At 40.6% G+C, this 19,071-nt stretch carries 22 protein-coding genes; 12 read left to right on the top strand and 10 right to left on the bottom strand.

The window, feature by feature from the left end; genetic code table 11:
- The first annotated feature begins 412 nt into the window (after positions 1-412).
- From CLI64_RS19010 to CLI64_RS19000, 3 genes are all read left to right on the top strand, one after another.
- Entirely contained in the window at positions 413-658 is a 246-nt protein-coding gene (locus CLI64_RS19010; protein WP_103138667.1) for a hypothetical protein, read from the top strand.
- Positions 659-1,298: 640 nt separating this feature from the next.
- Positions 1,299-1,514 carry a DUF1496 domain-containing protein gene (locus CLI64_RS19005; RefSeq protein WP_103138666.1) on the top strand — a complete coding sequence of 72 codons (216 nt, stop codon included), beginning with the start codon at positions 1,299-1,301 and terminating at the stop codon, positions 1,512-1,514.
- 134 nt (positions 1,515-1,648) lie between these two features.
- Positions 1,649-1,843 carry a DUF1496 domain-containing protein gene (locus tag CLI64_RS19000; protein WP_103138665.1) on the top strand — a complete coding sequence of 65 codons (195 nt, stop codon included), beginning with the start codon at positions 1,649-1,651 and terminating at the stop codon, positions 1,841-1,843.
- Positions 1,844-2,228: 385 nt separating this feature from the next.
- Here CLI64_RS19000 and CLI64_RS18995 read toward each other — a convergent pair whose 3' ends face one another.
- Positions 2,229-2,723 carry a hypothetical protein gene (locus CLI64_RS18995; protein WP_103138664.1) on the bottom strand — a complete coding sequence of 165 codons (495 nt, stop codon included), beginning with the start codon at positions 2,721-2,723 and terminating at the stop codon, positions 2,229-2,231.
- A gap of 252 nt (positions 2,724-2,975) precedes the next feature.
- Here CLI64_RS18995 and CLI64_RS18990 point away from each other — a divergent pair, with 252 nt between their 5' ends.
- Entirely contained in the window at positions 2,976-3,851 is an 876-nt protein-coding gene (locus CLI64_RS18990) for a DNA adenine methylase (RefSeq protein WP_103138663.1), read from the top strand.
- Here the strand turns inward: CLI64_RS18990 and CLI64_RS18985 are convergent.
- Complete coding sequence (locus CLI64_RS18985) at positions 3,848-4,735, bottom strand: hypothetical protein (RefSeq protein WP_103138662.1); 888 nt, start codon at positions 4,733-4,735, stop codon at positions 3,848-3,850. The genes CLI64_RS18990 and CLI64_RS18985 overlap by 4 nt on opposite strands.
- On the bottom strand, positions 4,732-4,956 hold the full coding sequence (locus CLI64_RS18980) for a helix-turn-helix domain-containing protein (RefSeq protein WP_103138661.1): 225 nt from the start codon (positions 4,954-4,956) through the stop codon (positions 4,732-4,734). Before CLI64_RS18980 ends, CLI64_RS18985 begins: the two co-directional genes overlap by 4 nt.
- Before the next feature lie 263 nt (positions 4,957-5,219).
- Between CLI64_RS18980 and CLI64_RS18975 the strand changes: the two genes are divergently transcribed.
- From CLI64_RS18975 to lepB, 8 genes are all read left to right on the top strand, one after another.
- Positions 5,220-6,122 (top strand): YihY/virulence factor BrkB family protein, encoded by a 903-nt coding sequence (locus CLI64_RS18975; RefSeq protein ID WP_103138660.1) that lies wholly within the window; start codon positions 5,220-5,222, stop codon positions 6,120-6,122.
- Between the two features lie 30 nt (positions 6,123-6,152).
- A complete protein-coding gene (locus CLI64_RS18970; protein ID WP_225977390.1) occupies positions 6,153-6,557 on the top strand; it encodes a DUF4112 domain-containing protein in 405 nt (134 codons plus the stop codon).
- A 105-nt stretch (positions 6,558-6,662) separates the two neighbouring features.
- On the top strand, positions 6,663-7,598 hold the full coding sequence (locus CLI64_RS18965) for an alpha/beta fold hydrolase (protein WP_103138658.1): 936 nt from the start codon (positions 6,663-6,665) through the stop codon (positions 7,596-7,598).
- A gap of 205 nt (positions 7,599-7,803) precedes the next feature.
- A complete protein-coding gene (locus CLI64_RS18960) occupies positions 7,804-8,784 on the top strand; it encodes a protochlorophyllide reductase (RefSeq protein ID WP_103138657.1) in 981 nt (326 codons plus the stop codon).
- A gap of 220 nt (positions 8,785-9,004) precedes the next feature.
- Positions 9,005-9,241 carry a hypothetical protein gene (locus CLI64_RS18955; protein WP_103138656.1) on the top strand — a complete coding sequence of 79 codons (237 nt, stop codon included), beginning with the start codon at positions 9,005-9,007 and terminating at the stop codon, positions 9,239-9,241.
- Positions 9,231-9,656 carry a type II toxin-antitoxin system VapC family toxin gene (locus CLI64_RS18950; protein ID WP_103138655.1) on the top strand — a complete coding sequence of 142 codons (426 nt, stop codon included), beginning with the start codon at positions 9,231-9,233 and terminating at the stop codon, positions 9,654-9,656. The genes CLI64_RS18955 and CLI64_RS18950 overlap by 11 nt, the downstream gene beginning before the upstream one ends.
- 323 nt (positions 9,657-9,979) lie before the next feature.
- Positions 9,980-10,837 (top strand): sulfurtransferase, encoded by an 858-nt coding sequence (locus CLI64_RS18940; RefSeq protein WP_103138653.1) that lies wholly within the window; start codon positions 9,980-9,982, stop codon positions 10,835-10,837.
- 159 nt (positions 10,838-10,996) lie between these two features.
- Positions 10,997-11,569, top strand: a complete 573-nt coding sequence (gene lepB / locus CLI64_RS18935) for a signal peptidase I (RefSeq protein WP_103138652.1) — start codon at positions 10,997-10,999, stop codon at positions 11,567-11,569.
- A 137-nt stretch (positions 11,570-11,706) separates the two neighbouring features.
- Here lepB and CLI64_RS18930 read toward each other — a convergent pair whose 3' ends face one another.
- The 7 genes from CLI64_RS18930 to psbD all read right to left on the bottom strand — a co-directional run bounded on the left by CLI64_RS18930 (position 11,707) and on the right by psbD (position 19,044).
- Complete coding sequence (locus CLI64_RS18930; RefSeq protein ID WP_103138651.1) at positions 11,707-12,240, bottom strand: ComEA family DNA-binding protein; 534 nt, start codon at positions 12,238-12,240, stop codon at positions 11,707-11,709.
- A 115-nt stretch (positions 12,241-12,355) separates the two neighbouring features.
- The gene (locus CLI64_RS18920; protein ID WP_103138650.1) at positions 12,356-13,057 is read right to left on the bottom strand and encodes a DnaJ domain-containing protein; all 702 of its coding nucleotides are present in this window, start codon (positions 13,055-13,057) and stop codon (positions 12,356-12,358) included.
- Between the two features lie 15 nt (positions 13,058-13,072).
- Complete coding sequence (gene cysK, locus CLI64_RS18915; RefSeq protein ID WP_103138649.1) at positions 13,073-14,035, bottom strand: cysteine synthase A; 963 nt, start codon at positions 14,033-14,035, stop codon at positions 13,073-13,075.
- 112 nt (positions 14,036-14,147) lie between these two features.
- Positions 14,148-14,585: an Rrf2 family transcriptional regulator gene (locus tag CLI64_RS18910; RefSeq protein ID WP_103138648.1), complete on the bottom strand. Its 438-nt coding sequence runs from the start codon at positions 14,583-14,585 to the stop codon at positions 14,148-14,150.
- Between the two features lie 401 nt (positions 14,586-14,986).
- The gene (locus CLI64_RS18905) at positions 14,987-16,720 is read right to left on the bottom strand and encodes an iron uptake porin (RefSeq protein ID WP_103138647.1); all 1,734 of its coding nucleotides are present in this window, start codon (positions 16,718-16,720) and stop codon (positions 14,987-14,989) included.
- 368 nt (positions 16,721-17,088) lie between these two features.
- Positions 17,089-17,370, bottom strand: a complete 282-nt coding sequence (locus CLI64_RS18900; RefSeq protein WP_103138646.1) for a 4a-hydroxytetrahydrobiopterin dehydratase — start codon at positions 17,368-17,370, stop codon at positions 17,089-17,091.
- Between the two features lie 618 nt (positions 17,371-17,988).
- Positions 17,989-19,044, bottom strand: a complete 1,056-nt coding sequence (psbD, locus tag CLI64_RS18895; protein ID WP_103138607.1) for a photosystem II D2 protein (photosystem q(a) protein) — start codon at positions 19,042-19,044, stop codon at positions 17,989-17,991.
- Positions 19,045-19,071: the final 27 nt, after the last annotated feature.

Genomic DNA, 19,071 nt, shown 5'->3' with positions numbered 1-19,071 from the left:
AAGACTTTGGGTAGGTTGAGTTAAGCGCAAGCGTTACCCAATATTAATCGTCATTGAGAGCAAAGCGAAGCAATCTCAGAGACTTTGGGATTGCCTCACTTTACTCGCAATGACATATATTCTGTATGAATTTTGACACCCTCAAAAATTGCACCAGTTTATGAGGTACAGTCACTAATTGCAAAAAGTCATGAGTTATAAGTAATGAGTAATAAGTAAATTTATTACTCATTACTCATGATGTACCTCACTTACTTCAAAAGTGCTGTAAAAGTTTTAGTTTAGTCTCATCATAATTTGAACTATTAATTACAAGTCAGTTCCTCATGATTACAATGTGTAATATGGTGTTGGCAATCAGCTATTCCATATTTTGAAAATTTCAAAATTACCAATCAAGGGGAAATTCATAATGGAAAAGTATAGCAGTCAAATTCAAATTGATGACCTAATTGATAATGCAATAAATAATGCTATTGCCCGTCGTCACGAAGGTTTAGGTTTATCAGAATTATCTAATGAACAAGCAAGAAACATTGCAGGTGGTTTCGGTGATTACAGTTCAAAAGATGTTTTATCAGGAATGATCGGTGGCTCAACTGTTGGAATTATTGCCGTACCAGATCCAACAATACCCATCAGAAATCAGGTAGTTTAATGGCATTTTGCTCGAAGATAATTCTACATAAAAAATAACCTTAGTCACAGATTTACCACCAGGTTTTGTTTGTAGAGGCTGTTGATAGTGGTAACAGGAAAGGAAAGCTGTATGTATGCTTTATCCACGAGTGATTACAGATGACTACAGCCCGTCTCAACTGATGTGTGAAGTGGCAACATAGAGTTTTATGGAGTAGATGTAATAAATCTATTCTCTCTCAAATCTGAATATTTGTTTTTATCAACCCGATATTTATTTGGGTTGATTTTTGGCGTGTTGATTTTTTAGATTTTTCACCAACTAGGAAAGTAGGACATAAATATTTTATTTTTGAAAAATCTTGAATTCAATTTTTCTGATATGAGAAAGTGAACATCATATGTTTCAATTAAAAATATGCTGAAATAGAACTAAAAATAAAACCGAAATTGATATATAAAATCGGAGTGTTATAATACTGCATTTTCTCTAACTTAAACATTATCATACTCGATTAAAAATAAATCTCTTATGTCACTTTATCATTCTAAAAATGCTTGAAATTCATCTCAAAAATAGACAACATAAAAGTGTGGTGAGTGATTTAAAAATCACTATCTAAAACACAATTATGACTAATAAAGGAGTATGCTACATCATGATTAAGTTCGCAATTGATGAACTAAACCTTGCAAATCCACAAGACGAATTGATGGAAATTTCTGAACAAGAACAACAACAAATTCTCGGTGGAGATTGCTATTATGCAGGTCAAAGATATTCAACAGGTTCTACAATTCAGCAGGGTAGTCAAGGATACGATAAAACTTGTATGTCAGATGGGACATGGCAGTGGCAGCCATATAAGAAGTAAATAGACAAGCAAAAATATTTACATTCATTGTGAATGAGACAAAGCAGTTCTAAATCTTATATGGGTTGCTAGTCCATACTCTAATTTCGGGATGTCTAAAACACAATCATGACTAATACAGGAGTACATTTCAAATGATTAACTTCGCAAATTTACAAGACGAATTGATTGAAATTTCTGAACATGAGCAAAAACAAATTCTTGGTGGAGACTGTACATATGCAGGTCAAACATATTCAACAGGTGCTGTAGTGACAATGGGTAAAGACCAGAAAGACTTCCAATGTCAAGGCGACACTTGGGTACCATATGATCCAGCCAAGGTTTGATAGCTTTTTGTTGGCAGTTAAAATCCATCTTTGGTTTTGTTGACGATATTGAGTATTGTGTCTCTGTTCTTTTGGGCTTGTCATACTCAATCGTCAACAGGACTTAAGTAGCCCTCATGAACTGCGTACACAAGAAAACATGAAAAAGTCTTTCCCTGACACCCTTACACCTCTATACCCCTACACCCCTTTTTCAAGTCAGAACAAGGTAAATAATTAAAGGTTTGTAGTGAGAACTTTAGTTTTCCGAAAAGGACTAAAGTCCTTACTACGAACTGAATCTTATTATTTTTACATTGCTTAATATATTTTAGTTTTTTCCAGTAGTTCTACATTATGTAAATCTCACAATCAGTAGACCAAAAAGTTCTGCGATCGCTTTTCACTAAACAGACTCCTTAACCACTCCGCCCCCTGTACCGGCGCGTTCTTTAGCTAAACTATCAATGGCATCACCTAAAGCAGTAGTCAGACTCTTACGAGTTTGTTCGTGGTTTTCTTGTTCTGTCTTCAAAGCCTGCTGCAAGCGATCGCGTTCTTGAATTACCGAGACTAGTTTGGTTTTCAAATCTTCTACAGTCCTGATGGCAGCGAGTTCTTGCTGAATTGCTGCCACATTGATAGCCTTGGGTAAGGTGGTTGTGTCAATTCCTTTGAGTTTTTGAATTTCTGCCTTTAGGGATGCGCTATTTTGACGAAACAAATCCGCATCGGCGCGACGTTGTTCGGCTTCGGTGTTATAGAGTTTACGCCACTTCTCCGCACTTTCCCAAGCTGCATCGCGATCGCGCTGTTGTTCTACTAGCTGCTGTTTGAGTGACTCAATTTCAGCTAACCATTGTTGTGTGATATGTTGACCAAGTTCAATGCTTTCAGTCATTTTTGCACCTGATTATGTTATCGTCGAGCTTGTTATAGTTATCGCAATTTAAAATTCATACGCAATTATTCTTTATATTTAATTTATCTGACTCAGAAAAAAGAATTGGCGTTTATACTTGCACTTCAAAATAGTCTAGTTCCTCATACACTGGAAGCAATTACGGTCTAATTATAACCTTGACATATATTTTTCTGTATACTATAGTTAGCATTTCCATGATTACCTGAAACTAATAGAAATCTAGTTGTTATGAATAAGTCTATTAATTCACCATTTCGTTATGCTGGAGGCAAGTTTTATGCTCGTCACTTGATATTGGAACATATACCACCTCATTCATACTATGCTGAACCGTTTGCTGGTGGAGCTTCTATTTTTTTTGCTAAAGCTAAAGTTGCTAATAACTGGCTCAATGATATTGATGAGCAACTCATAAATACATATGTAACTATCAGAGATAATCCAGAGGAGTTAATTAATTATTTAAGTGGTGAGCCAGCCACTAAAGAGAGACATTCGTATTATAAAAATGAATTTAAGCCCCAAAATAAACTAGAAGCAGCAGCTAGATGGTTTTATTTAAACCGAACCTCTTACTCAGGAATAATGAAACCTCAAAACTGTTATTGGGGATATGGTGATAAATATAGTATGAGACCAGAGAATTGGCCTAGAAATATCCGTAGAACGTCAGAGAAATTGCAAAACACCAAAATTACCTGTTTAGATTTTGAAGAAGTGATAAACACTACACCTGATAATGCTTTTTTATTTATTGATCCTCCTTATTTTAATGCAGATCAAGATAAGTTTTATACTCACTCTTTTTCTAAGAATGATCACTATAAATTAGTTAAGATACTCAACAAACATCAGCATAGAATTAAGTTTTTATTGACTTATGATAATACGCCAGAAGTTCGAGATTTGTATGAATGGGCTACAGAAATACATGATAAAGAATGGAATTACACAATTAATAGAACTGATGATCAAAGAAAAGGTCATAAAAAAGAGAATAATTTTAAAGGAGAACGCTATAAAGGTAAAGAAATTTTTATACTTAATTATGATTCTACATCTAACATCGCCTACGAATCCAGACAACTGGCCATAGGATTTTAAATTCTGTCTAAGATGCTTTCAAAAAAATCAAGACCGTTATTTATGTCAACCCAACTATTAATAGGAGAAGGAGCTATATTGTTTGGTAATTCTTCAATATTTCCAAAGTTAATAATTGGATAGTTAGGAATAAAGCCACAGTTATGTTTATCTGAACAAGCTTGTTTGCTACAAATTACTCCACTATTATGGGAAACAGTGATATCTAATGAACAAGCTAAATACACTTTATTGTATACAAATTCTTGTAGAAACTCTTCATTAGTTGCAGAGGGTTGGAATTTTTTTATAAACTCTAAACCTTTTTCACTAGGTTCAAATGTATACATCAAGTTTCCGTCATTATCTTCTAAAGTTTGGTAGAAAGCATTACCTACAGATGTAGCTACTACATCAAAACTCCCAACCCGATATTGATCGCTATGAGCAAGAAACATTTGGGGACTTACGCCAAACTTTTGTGCCATTGCATTTACTTTCTCAGGTGTTTTAGTCGTCCGAGAACGCATACATTTTACTTTAATTAGATAATCCCCTTTTTTATAAAATCCCGTTTTAGATGTTTTCGCAACACTAAACATTCCTTTACCAGCCAACTTACATTCTACTGATATTATTTTTTTAGTTTTATTGTGCATTACCATAATGTCAATATCATGGTTTCCAGTTTGTGCATTAATGATTGGCTTAACAACTGTCCAATCTTCAGAAGGTAATATTTGCTTTAACTTAGAATACATAGAAAACTCGAATGCTTTCCCACGAATCATAGGAGCTACTTTTAAGTCAGTTACTATCTTGTATAGATCACTCGTGGATATGTTTAATGAACGACAGTATTGGCGTATTTCTTTAATCCATTGTTCTTCTTGATTCAGATTCATTTTTCATTAATTCCTTTTAACAAATCATCTATAGAAATATCTAAGGCTTGAGCAATTTTATTGATATTAATGAGAGTAATATTTTTTTCTGCTCTTTCGATCATGCCTATGTACGTTCTGTGGAGACCAGCTTTTTCCGCTAATTCTTCCTGAGACAGTCCTTGCTTTAGTCTTTCATTTCTTACTCTTTGACCAAATTTCTGGAGTATTTCAGTCTTCATAGAACTTTGACAAGAAATGGCTAACCATAGTAGTAAAACTTCTGCATACTAAAGTTCTACATACTATAGTTAGCATTAAATCCAGGGATTGAATTAACTTATGATTACTGCTGAAGTTACAGTAAAATTACTGAGGCAGTTAGCTGTGGAAACTATCTGCAAAACATTCTAGGCTAATAGGTACAAACAAGCTTTAACATTTGATACCAGGGTGTTCGTCTCTGAGGAGTTTTCATTTTGCTCAACTATCTGCAACTACTGTTATGCCACAACCTCGTTTTGTCAGATTTTTCCGCCATCTCACCTGGCGGACACTGAAGAAAACCGTTGCTAGAACAATTACTAGAAGGCTCTTAGGATTGGCTTCAGAAATCGCCTTTAATGCCATGTTATCCTTGTTTCCGGCAATTCTGGCCATCCTCACCGCCATTGGATTACTTGAAGAATCTTTGCAGGACACTTTTAGACAAATAGCGCAACAATTCAGTCAAGTTGCACCAGATGAAGCTATCACACTAATTCGAGAATTCGCTAACCAAGAAATAGCCCACCCTAAAAATAGAGGATTATTTTCCTTGAGTTTTATCATTGCCCTGTGGACTGCTTCTGGTGCTGTGAGTACCGCCATGACAGCCTTTGATCAAATCCATCAAGTACCACCAGAAAAGACTCGTCCTTTTTGGAAAGGGAGAATTATTTCTTTGGGCTTGACGGTAGGCACAATTTTATTGTTAATGTTGGCTTCTTTTTTAGTCTTTCTCAGTGACTTAATTTTGGGGCTTGTTGTCAGTGGTAATTCATCTTTAATTTTCTTATTAAATCTTTGGCAATTATTACGTTGGCCGTTAGCTTTAGGGATTGTGGCTACAGCATTTAGTTTTATCTATCGCTACGGCCCTAGCGTTTGGAATTCAGGTACACCAATTATGCCAGGGGCGATGCTTGCGTCTATATTTTGGGCAATGTTATCGGCTTTATTTCGGCTGTATGTAGCTAATTTCGGCAACTATAACAAAGTTTATGGTGCGGTAGGAACGGTGATTGTCTTAATGCTATGGCTGTGGATGAGTGCAGCTGTTTTATTAATCGGTGATCAATTAAATGTGATTGTTGGTGAAGATATGCGTGCCAAAGTGTATCAAACTTCCCTCAAAGATCAACAGTAAGTTGACTTGACTAATAACTATGTCAAAATATTGAACAATTTTATTACCAATGAGCGATCGCCTACCATGCCCCATGCCTCTTATGTTGACTATCATACCCAAGCCACAACTTTAAAGCGTCTCCGGTTTTTAAGTCGGATTTTAGATAGAGTTATTGGCATTCCTGGTACACCCATCGCTGTTGGTTTAGATCCCATGATCGGATTTATCCCCGTCGGAGGTGATGTTTTAGGTTTGCTACTGTCTCTTTATATTGTGATTGAAGCCTCAAAATTGGGTATACCTAAAGCAATTCTCAGGAAAATGATCGTCAATATTATTATTGATAGTTTAGTAGGTATGATTCCCTTGCTGGGTGATTTGTTTGACTTTGCTTGGACAGCTAATGAATATAATATCCGGCTAATAGAAGAACACTTAAAATTTCCGCGTTAGAAATGTAAGTAAATAATTTATGCTTACTATTGTCTGATTAGTCTACAACATGGTAGTAATTATAACTCTATCAACTGCCTGAAAATTTTTTGAGATTAATCATTGATGAAAGATTGGTGGCAAGCGACTTTTCCCCAAGGACGGCAAAGTCTAATTATTAGCGATGTTGACGGGTATCCTGTACAGATTGCCTATGGTGAAAAAGGCACAGGAAAACCGCTTTTTCTCTTACATGGTATGGGAAGCTGGAGCTATAATTGGCGTTATAGTGTAGCTGCTTTATCTAAGCACTTTCGAGTCATTTGTTTTGATGCTAAAGGCTTTGGATTTTCAGATAAGCCTTGGTTACGCCGAGAGAAAAATGGGCATCAAGTAATTGAACTAGCAAGAGTGATTCAAGGATTATGTGATGAACCAGCTATTATTGTGGGAGAATCCATTGGGGCATTAATTTCTTTAGCATTAGCACAAAGAAATCCCCAACTAATCGGCAGGTTAATTGTGATGAATGCGCCGGTTTTTGCGGAACGCCTCCCACATTGGGCAATGGAAATCCTCGCCAAAACTCCGCTAGAAGTCTTACAAGCAATTGACTATTTACGTTTAGCTTATTGGTTCGCGCCACTGGTACGCGAAGTGATGGCCACAGAAAGGCGCAAAGTGCTATTTGATCCCTCAATTCTGACCCCAGAAGATGTTTATTGGATTACTTATCCATTTATTGAACTGCCTGGTACCCTGGTAAAAGTTGCCGAAGAATTACAAATAGCAGCAAAAGAAATTGAAGATTGGCAAGCTAATAAACCCAATCTGCTTAGTCAAATTCAAACTGATTTAGACAAGATAGATTGTCCCACATTAGTTTTATGGGGCGATCGCGATAGTTGGTTTCCCTCCACTCATGGCGAAAGATTACACCAACGCCTACCTAATTCCCAATTGCAAATCATCGATAACTGTTGTCACGATGCCTCAACTGGTGCAGCAAAAGAAGTGAATCAAGCCATTTTGAAATTTCTACAAGACACGAATTTTTTGTAATCTGTATCAATATGTTGAGCTAACAAAAAAATTAACAACTTATGCAAAGAAATATTAACCTCTAAAACCCTTTTGTTACCTAGATTTTCACCTCTTACCCCCTACTTCCTACCTCCTGTCTCCTCAAAACCGCTAGCTGACGGCAAACATGGTATGAGATCATAAAAAAACTAAAATTAATGCAAGTTAGAGAAGTCCCAAGAGAATGGAAGCACGCAAAACAGTTATTATTACAGGCACATCTTCGGGGGTTGGGTTGTACGCCGCTAAAGCCATGGCCAAAAGAAATTGGCACATAGTCATGGCTTGCCGGGATATTGAAAAAACTCAAAAAGCTGCCCAGTCCGTAGGAATTCCCCAAGATAGCTACACTATCATTCCCGTTGACTTAGCATCTTTAGGCAGTGTGCGTTACTTCGTGCAGAACTTCCGCGCCACAGGCAGAACCCTAGATGCTTTAGTGTGCAACGCAGCAATTTATATGCCTCTCATCAAAGAACCACTCCGCAGCCCAGAGGGATATGAATTAACCATGGCCACCAATCATCTAGGCCATTTTCTGCTGTGTAACCTGATGTTGGAAGATTTGAAGAAATCATCTTCCCAGCCCAGACTCGTAATTTTAGGAACAGTCACTCATAACCCCAACGAACTCGGCGGTAAAATTCCCCCCCGTCCAGACTTGGGCGATTTGAAAGGTTTTGCAGAAGGTTTCAAAGACCCCATTACAATGGCTGATGGGAAGAAATTTGAACCCGTCAAAGCTTATAAAGATAGTAAAGTCTGCAATATCCTCACAATGCGGGAATTGCATCGGCGATATCATGAATCTACAGGTATTATCTTCAATTCTCTCTATCCTGGATGTGTCGCCACAACAGCATTATTCCGTAACCACTATCCCCTATTCCAAAAACTGTTCCCTATCTTCCAACAACGCATTACAGGCGGTTTCGTCTCCGAAGAACTAGCAGGCGAACGGGTAGCAATGGTGACTGCTGATACTGAATATGCCCAATCTGGTGCGTATTGGAGTTGGGGAAATCGACAAAAGAAAGACCGCCAATCCTTTGTGCAGCAAGTTTCCCCCCAAGCCAGTGATGACGCGATAGCTAGAAGGATGTGGGATCTGAGTGAGAACTTAGTAGGACTAGCCCCTGTAACTTCTCCAGCTGTTGCTAGATAGGGGTTTCCAACTCAAAAAGTATCTCATCATTTTGATGAGCAAGGCGAATCAGTAAAGGTTTGTAGTGAGAACTTTAGTTTTCAAATCAGGACTAAAGTCCTTACTACAAACCCAGTATCTCAAAATATTTAGCTATATTTTTAGTAGCTACAACAGTACCATTTGCGGAAATCAGCGCATAGGATAGATGTCACAAACTATTTCTAGAATATGCGGGCATATGGGAGAAAACTTTATTGCGGCGGTATTTGATGGTAGAGGATTTTATCCCCAAGAGACGATCGCTTTACCTGTGAATACCCGTGTACGCTTAAGAATAGAAATACTACCGAATAAGGCACAAGCAACTGTATCTTTTTTAGCGACGGCGCGATCGCTACAATTGCATAGTCCGCCGGATTTGTCTGCTAACATTGACAAGTATTTATACGTTCAGGAAATTCCCTATGAAACCTGAAGTATTTCTTGATACATCTTTTGCCATTGCCTTAGCTGCACCCCAGGATAATTTACATCAACGAGCTTTACATTTAGCTAGCTTGATAGAAGCAGCAGGTACACGTTTAATTACTACCCAAACAGTCATGCTAGAAATTGGCAATATCTTATGCCAACAACCCTATCGTCATGAGGCGATCATGTTGTTAAATTCTCTAGCCTCTGATCCACAAGTAGAAATTGTGCCTTTATCTCAGGAACTCTACGAAAGAGCTTTCCAACTATATTGCGAAAGCTCTGAAAAAGAATGGGGATTTGTAGATTGTGTATCTTTTATTGTTATGCAATTCTGTGGTATTACTGAAGCCTTAACTGCCAACGAGCATTTTCAACAGCTAGGCTTTCGTGCGTTGTTACGGGAAACATCACCGTAATATCAATTCAAAATTCAAAATTCAAAATTCAAAATTCAAAATTAAGAAAATGTGACTCAGCATAGCTTTTGGCGTTTGCATTTGAATCACATTTTTTGTGAATTGGTATGAAAGGGGAAAGGGGAAACAGAGAAAATAGGGGTGTGGGGGAAGAAGAAGATATTTCTGCTGTATTTTGCTGGCTTGTAGTTGCGGTAGTTTGAGATTTTCAAGTCCCATTCCCCACTCCTCACATTCAATATTCGTAATTATGTAAATTTTACGCCAACGTGCAAATTGACAGAAGGCGATAATGCCTATTGTGACGATAACAGCATGAAAGCGTGAATATAAATCTCCTCATTTCTCCTCAAGAACTCACGTCTTTGTTAGCAGCAAAATCCCCAAGGACTGTCATTATTGATACGCGCTCTCCAGAAGAATATGCTATTGGCCATATTCCTCAAGCTATCAATATTAGAGATTTCTTTACTTATCTTTTAGATAATTCCTATCCTGCCGGATTCCAACAATTGCAAGAATATTTTGCCAAAATTATGAGTGAGGTAGGAATATCCGGTAAAGAACATTTAATTGTGTATGAAGATGCCTTCAATAGAGGTTATGGTCAATCTTGTAGAGCCGCTTTCTTATTAAAATATTTGGGTTGTCCTCATGTGTCTGTTTTACATGGAGGATATAGAGCTTGGTTAGCGGCGGAATTACCTATTACTGATGAAGTTCCAGAAGTTGAAAGCAGCATATTTAGATTGCATCCCCAAGCTGAGATGATGGTGACAACCATCGAAATGTTGCAGGCTATCAACAACCCCGCAATTATTAAATTAGACGTGCGCGATCGCGATGAGTGGCAAGGTATCAGTTCTTCACCCTATGGTGTGGATTTCTGCCCCCGCAAAGGCAGAATCCCCAACGCCGTTTGGTTAGAATGGCATCGTCTGATGACTTCGGAATCAGGAATACCGATGTTTCGCCCCACAGCAGAGATTTTAGAAATTTGCCAATCTCTAAGTATTAATTCTGAGTCTGTTGTGTATATCTATTGTTTTAAAGGTTCTAGGGCAGCGAATGTGCTGTTTGCTTTGCAACAAGCGGGAATTCACGCCAAAAATTACTTTGGTTCTTGGAATGAATGGTCTCGCGATTTCTCACTACCGATTGACAACAAAATAATCGCGTAAAATTATTCAAATTGGAATTTTGACTGGCCTAATAATATGGAAGATAGCCGTATTATGAATTAGTGCTTGTAGGCTAAGTCAATAAAACAGCTTGCTTACAGGCAAAAATTGAGCATGAAGCTCAAGAATTTATACTTGTTCAACTGGCTGAAAAATTCTATGAATTCTCAGGAAAATAATCCGAAAGAAACTACTGCGCCGTCCAAAACATGGCGAAATTGGCAGGAAAATTTTACCCTCATCGCGATCGCTTTAGTTTTAGCACTATTGATTCGGACTTTTGTGGCTGAACCTCGTTACATACCTTCCGAGTCAATGTTTCCTACTCTATACGAAGGCGATCGCCTAGTGGTGGAAAAAGTCTCTTATCGGTTTCATCCGCCCACATCTGGGGATATTGTGGTTTTTCAGCCACCAGCAGAATTACAAAAGCGGGGATACCCCAAAGACCAAGCTTTTATTAAACGGGTAATTGGTCTACCAGGGGAAGTCATCAGCGTTGCTAACGGTAAAGTTTACCTCAATGGACAACCATTAGCTGAAGACTACATCGCTGAACCACCCAATCAGCCGTTTCCACCAGTAAAAGTCCCCCAAGACCAATTTTTCGTCATGGGAGACAACCGCAACAACAGTAATGATTCTCGTTACTGGGGCTTCTTACCCCAAGAAAATATCATCGGTAGAGCCGTTTTCCGCTTTTGGCCACCGGAACGTGTAGGGGTCATCTAAGTAGGGGCGGGTTGAGAAAGTTCTTTGGTGGGGGTAGGGAATGGGGAATGGGGAATGGGGAATGGGGACAAATTATGACTGAATATTGCTCTTTAAGACTCTGATACCAACTCTCTAAAACTGTTCCCTTTTCTAGCCTAAAACCTTAAAAAATACATCAATTGCGCGATCGCTTCCCCAGGTATTGTCAATCTACGTTGAAAATCAGCTAAATCGCGGTACCCTCCAGACTGGAGGCGGTTCTGCACAACTGCTTCAGCTAAGGATATATCTATAAACGGCAGTTGAGCTAACTCTTCCACTGATGCAGTATTGACATTTACTACAGCAGTAGAACTAACTAGAGACTCGTGGTCATAATAACTAAAATTTAGTATGGGCTTCAATGGTTCTAGGCGTGGAGCAGGCATTCCCAAAGCTGCCGCCACATCTTCAACGCAGTAAAATTTTACACCAGAACGAGACAATTCCACAAGCGATCGCGCCTGATGAATTGATAAACCAGGTAAGCGTAACCAATCGTCTACAGTTGCTTGATTAGCATCAATACGGATACCCAATTGAGCCGCTATCTGGATTTCTTCCCCAGATTGTAATCGGTAATACGGGTCATTGAGCAATTTAGCCTTTAACTTGTTTAATCTAGGATTCCAAGGTAGCCATTGGTTCATATTGGTCAATAGTCATTAGTCAATAGTCATTAGTCATTAATACTTTTTCTACCTTGTCTCCCTTGTCTCCCGATGCCCAATGCCCAATGCCCAATGCCCAATGCCCCATGCCCATCTAATCCACCGATGCTTGGGCTTCACAGTGTAATCTTGTGGCAATACGAAATAGTTCTTGCCCCGTGTGCAGATAACGATCATCATAGTTGAGGGGAAAATAAGATAACTCTTCTAAGCCATCTCCTACTTGACTGAGGCTGTAGTATATGTGGGCGGCGGCTCTGGCTAAACTAGGGGGATTTGGTAAGGAACGAAAAGTAGTTTGGGCTTGTTTCAGGTCGGCTTTACAGTTTTTTAAATATTCTTGAAATTCATCTAGTAATTCATCATCAAAGGGATCAGCCGCTAGTTCTTCAATTTGCTCTTCTAGGGAGTTGAGAATGCTGCACAGTAAGCGGTTCACTGGGTGATATACTACGCTCAGCCATTCTTCTACTTGCTCGTCAACATCTTTGCCTGATTTACGTGTGGCTTGATAATGTTTCTGCGCTGATGCTGTGCGCTGTTGACGATTACCATTTAAGTTTTGAGATTGATCCCGCAGTTGTTGGTCATAGTTGATACGACTTTGACTATCACCTAAGACTTCATAGGCTGCGTTAATGCGAATAATCTGCTCGTTATCTGCGGTTTCCTGATTACTATCAGGATGAAATAACTTCACCAAGCGGCGGTAGGCTTGTTTAATCTCCGCTTGGCTGGCGTTAGAACTCACTTTGAGAGTTTCGTAGTGGTTGGAATCTTGTTTAAACTCGGCCATTCATCCCATTGATTATTAGCTGATGCTAGTGGCTACTTTTGCCTCTAAGTCTTGGAATAACGGTGTACTCAAGTATCTTTCGCCGAAACTGGGCTGAATCATCACGATTAAGCGTCCCTCGTTTTCTGGGCGTTGGGCTACACGAATAGCAGCATACAAAGCTGCACCACTGGAAATTCCAGATAATAGCCCTTCTTCTCTAGCTAAACGCCGACTATAAGCGATCGCTTCTTCATCGGTGACTGTAATCACTTCATCAATTAAGTCTAACTTGAGTACCTGGGGAATAAAACCAGCACCAATCCCTTGAATTTTATGGGGGCCTGGTTTACCTCCTGATAACACTGGGCTATTGGCTGGTTCAACTGCGATCGCTTGCAGGCTGGGTTTACGACTTTTCAGCACTTCTGCTACACCTGTGATCGTACCACCTGTTCCCACTCCTGCCACAATCATATCTACCTGGCCATCGGTATCTTGCCAAATTTCTTCGGCGGTAGTTTCTCGATGGATTTTAACATTAGCGGGATTGCGAAACTGCTGCAACATATAAGCATGCGGCGTAGTATTTACTATCTCCTGCGCCCGTCGAATTGCCCCACTCATTCCTTCCATTCCAGGAGTCAGTTCTAATTCTGCACCATAAGCTCGTAACATGGCTCGCCGTTCACCACTCATGGTTTCTGGCATAGTTAAAATTAAGCGATAACCCTTAGCCGCCGCCCCCATTGCTAAAGCAATACCTGTATTGCCCGATGTCGGTTCTACTAATACTGTTTTGCCGGGCGCAATTAACCCCTCTTCTTCCGCCGCATTAATCATGCTTACGCCAATTCTGTCCTTCACAGAGGACGAGGGATTCATACTTTCCAATTTGACTACAATTTGTGCCACACATCCCTCAGCTTGGGGGATGCGATTTAACTGCACTAAGGGTGTCCGCCCAATAAGCTCCGTAATATTACCAGCAATCCGCATAATTATTCCTTATTCGTTATTTATTAACCTAACTATTTATAGTCTCAGCATTCATAGTCAATAGTCCACAGTCTCAAATCATGACTGTTGACTAATGACTAATGACTAATGACTAAATGTAGTACATAATATCCAACTGCCGCCGAGAATCTCTCTTCTCACATAAATCCTGAAGAGTGTAGTTCTTCAACACGGAATTAGCCGCTTGACAAGCTTCCTGCCAAATCTCTTCTATGACTGCGCTGTCTAATGTTTTGGTGCTGATATTATCTTCACCAGTCTTGACATCTAAGCCTTCTAAACATTCCAGTATTTCAAATAGCGTGATTTTGCGCGGTTCTCGTGCTAGAAGATAGCCACCTTTAGAACCGCGTTGACTTTTGAGGATACCTCCCCGTCTTAAGGTCGCTAGTAACTGTTCTAAATAACGATCAGGGATGTTTTGTTGGGCGGCGATTTGTCGAATTTGCATTGGTTCGCCGTTTTCGTAATGAGTTGCCATTTCTAGTAAGGCAAGAATTGCGTATTCTGATTTACACGATAGTTCCACAAGCAAAATAATTAAGTGATAAATGAATTTAGGAGGGAGTTAACGCCGTGTGCAAATTTCTCTCAAACCTGACCCCCAACCCCTTCCCTTGTAGGGAAGGGGAGTAAGATTTAAAGCCTCTCTCCTTGCAGGGGAGCCAGTGCGTTGCGGGGGTTTCCCCCGTTGTAGCAACTGGCGTGAGAGGTACTCTACGAGAAGAGCTTCGCTCTATGGAGAGGGGTTTCAAAAATAAGTTGCACATCGCGTGAGTTAAGGAATCAACTCCATCCTCTTCTAGTATACTCCGGTTCATCACTAGGGTTTCTGCCTTATGACTTAGCGAAATAAAAAACCCCGCTACCAAGCGGGGTTAAATTCAGTTTAAAGTTTTGAGTTTATGGTTTTGCAAACCTAGAACGACTCTAGAAGGTGAAAGTAGTTCTCAAAGTACCGATAATCGCATCATCACTGTTACCTTGGTTAACATTGGTCAACCAGATGACACCAGGGGTGATGGAGATGTTGTCAGAAACGCGATACTTGTAGAAACCTTCAATTTGGTAAGGAACTTCGTTTTGTCCAGGGTTGAGTCGGCCGAGTGAGTAGGGTTGCGCGCCTGCGAAGATACCGAGGACGTTACCTTGCTTACCAAAGTCAGGTAAAGCTACGCCAACACCGTAACTCCAAACTTCTTTATCGTTGTTGGGGCCATTGACTGTCACATCAGTGTAAGAAACAAAGCCACTGATGGATAATTTGTCGCTAGGTCTGAAGGCTGCGGATACACCGAAGGAGTTGCTGGAGGCGGATCTGGTTAACTCGTTGGCTTGTCGAGTACCGACTAAGATGTTGTTGTCTTGATCTGCGAACAAATTGCTGCCTGCACCAGTGTAACCATGAACGTAGGTTGCAGCTAACCCCAAGCGATCGCCTACACTAAAGTTCAATTGACCTAATGCAGCGTAGTTACCATTAAATAAGCCTGCGCTGTCGTTGGGGTTGTTAGCTTCTGATGCTAAGTAACCTACAGTCAAGGAACTTGGTCTGAAGATACCGCCACCTTTACCAAAGGGGAGAGTGAAAGCTAAACCAGCACCGCTACCAATCCGGTAGATGGGGCTTTCAGAGGACAGGGTGGATAAGGAACCGTTACCACCGTCTGTTTTGTCGAAGAAGTAGGGGTTGTTAACAGCAGCATAGTGGCTGTGTCGTCCACCTGTAGCGGCTAAGTAAGCTCTAGCTGGGCCGAAGTCTGTTTCGTAGGTTAGTTTGTCTATGCGTACATTGTTGTTGCTACTTCCTCCAGTAACTTGGAAGGTCTGTAAGGCTTCTCCACTACCCTGAGGAGTACCCGCAAAAGCTTGAGCATTACCAGAAGATAAGCGAGTGGTTAATAGGTCTTTACCTGTGAAACTTGTGTTTAAGGTGAGACGAACTCTGTTTTGGAAGACGGTGTTGTTTCTATCGCCCAAATCATCACCGAATACATCGGTGACAGCAAAGATTGCTTCCCCAGCGAGTTTGGTGGTGGTGGAGAATTGGTTAGCTTCCAATTCCGCAGTCCGAGCTTCTAGAGCATCTACACGACCACGCAAGGTTGCTAATTCAGCAGAGAATTCTTCTTGCAGGCGTTGTAAGGTTGCTAAGTCTTGCTTAGTGACTAAGTCAGCTGTAGCTGTTGCGATCAGTTCGTTTACCCGATCCAAACAAGCATTTAAACCAGCTGCGAATTCATAACGGGTTAAAGCTCTGTTACCGCGATAAGTGCCGTTGGGATAACCAGCGATACAACCATAACGCTCAACCAAGGATTGTAATGCTTGGAATGCCCAGTCGGTGGGTTGTACGTCAGAGAACTGAGAAACAGAGGTAACTTGACCTTGGCTGTTGTTAGTTCTACCTTCGTTACTGTAGCGGTTAACTTGGTCAATTACTTTGGTATCTTCAGTTGTTGGGGCTGCTTGTGCCACAATAGCTGGTTGTTGAGCAACTTCCGGTAATACGGTTTCTGTTGTTGCTACTTCAGTTGTAGGAACTTCGGTTGTTGCTACTTCTGGGGTGGTGCTGGGTGCGGCGATCGCTGTTGCTGAAACTAACAGCGTTGCTCCTAATACCGCAGGGCTAACCACTAGGGATTTCCACAATATGTTAGACATTTCTACTTTTCTCCTCACACCTTGTTATAGGTAATTGTTTTCGCTGCACCTAATTCTCAAAATGCGACATCTTCACTAAAAGCTGTTGATGAGGCCTAGTTGCCACTACTACAATTTTAGTTTTCGCCAAGCTAACGACTGATTAACGCAATGTTAAAAATTGATGTAATTAACTTATGCAAAAACATAGCTATATAGCTTGTTATTATAGAATATTTCCGCTATATGGCAAGTAATGGGCGTTCGCCTCATTAACTGTCACAATTGCTCATCCATATATCAAAAGAAAGAGTAGGGTTTTAAAAGTTCCCTACTCTAGCTATATTTATTAAGTAATACAAGGCTGCGAGTGGCTGTACACCAAGTATTTAACTAATTTGAGAAATAATGGCTGCTAAATCAAAATCTTTTTGAGTTAAGCCGCCCGCATCATGTGTTGTTAATGTAATTTGCACTTTGTTATAAGAAATCTCTATATCTGGATGATGTCCAGCTGATTCAGCTGGTTCGACGAGCTGATTGACAAAGGCGATCGCTGTGACAAAATCTGGAAATATGCGGGTAGTCTGTAGTTTTGAGTCTGTTACTGTCCACTCTGAAAGACTTTTCGCTTGTGCTTGAATCTCTATATCCGTTAGTAGTTGCGCCATATTAATTCAAAATTCAAAATTCAATAAACCGCTTAGGAGTGGATAGCTGGGAAACAAAGAATTATTTTTAGTGTTGCCGTAACCTATCTCATCGAAAAAGCTTTAGTCCTTCACCTCATAAATGCTAGGTCTTGAAGGTGGTTTAAATCCCCGATACAAATTCCCTGTTTCCTGTTAACCGCCACTATCAATCTGAAAATACCTATAAAAAACTATCCGCTCTGATTTTAGGTCAGATGAACTAAATCAGAGCGGTCTAGCGGGTCTTCAGGTTGCAACCAGACTGCCGGAAGGAACTCCGTGCTTTAGCCTAGCTACTTGTAGCTAACTTAATCTGACTAGCAGACTAAGGCTAACTCTTAGAGAACAGCCCCGGCGCACAGCCGGCTAACTGCAACCTGATGACCCATGCGTTTACTACTTTCTATCATGGGCATCACCTCCTTGTTGCCTAATCGGTCTTATTCTCAAAAAGGCAGAGTGTTTAGCTCTGGGTGTTAACCTTCGACTAATATAGCATATCAATTTTGAGATGCTAACCATTACTCAAGAAAAAACCCCGCGAAAATGCGGGGCTTTGACAATTCAGACAAAATGATGAATGTTAAATCATCAACATTAGAGAGCGTTACCGCGAGGTAATACTTCTTCGGGGAATACAAATTTTTCGTGAGGCTGGTCTTGAGGAGCCATCCAAGCGCGGATACCCTCATTCAGCAAAATGTTCTTGGTATAGAAAGTTTCAAATTCTGGGTCTTCAGCCGCCCGCAACTCTTGGGATACGAAGTCATACGCCCGCAAGTTGAGTGCTAAACCGACAATACCCACTGCCGCCATCCACAATCCTGTGACGGGTACGAATAGCATGAAGAAGTGTAACCAACGTTTGTTGGAGAAGGCAATCCCGAATATCTGTGACCAGAATCGGTTTGCTGTCACCATTGAGTAGGTTTCTTCTGATTGGGTGGGGTTGAAGGCGCGGAAGGTGTTGGCGGCTTCGCCGTCTTCAAATAGGGTGTTTTCTACTGTTGCACCATGAATCGCACACAATAGCGCACCACCTAATACACCTGCTACTCCCATCATGTGGAAGGGGTTGAGGGTGAAGTTGTGGAACCCTTGTACGAATAGGATGAACCGGAAGATTCCTGCTACTCCGAAACTGGGTGCAAAAAACCAGCTCGATTGTCCCAAGGGGTACATCAAGAAGACGCTGACGAATACCGCTATTGGGGCTGAGAATGCTAGGGCGTTGTATGGTCTAATTCCTACTAACCTTGCAATCTCGAATTGACGTAGCATGAACCCGATTAATCCGAAGGCTCCGTGTAATGCTACGAATGGCCACAGTCCACCTAGTTGACACCAACGGGTGAAGTCGCCTTGGGCTTCTGGCCCCCACAACAGTAGTAGGGAGTGTCCTAAGCTGTCTGCTGGTGTGGATACTGCTACTGTTAGGAAGTTACATCCTTCTAGGTAGGATGATGCTAGTCCGTGGGTGTACCAGGATGTGACGAAGGTTGTACCGGTTAACCAACCGCCTAATGCTAGGAAGGCGCAGGGGAATAACAATATCCCTGACCACCCTACGAATACGAAGCGATCGCGTTTTAACCAGTCGTCTAGTACGTCAAACCACCCTCTACTGGGGGCGCGTCCTACTGCGATGGTCATGAAAGGAAAACTCCAAATATTATAATT

This window comes from Nostoc sp. CENA543 (genome assembly GCF_002896875.1).
Taxonomy (GTDB): domain Bacteria; phylum Cyanobacteriota; class Cyanobacteriia; order Cyanobacteriales; family Nostocaceae; genus Trichormus.
Note: the sequence above shows the minus strand (reverse complement) of the source record. Positions and strands in the feature narration are given on the sequence as shown.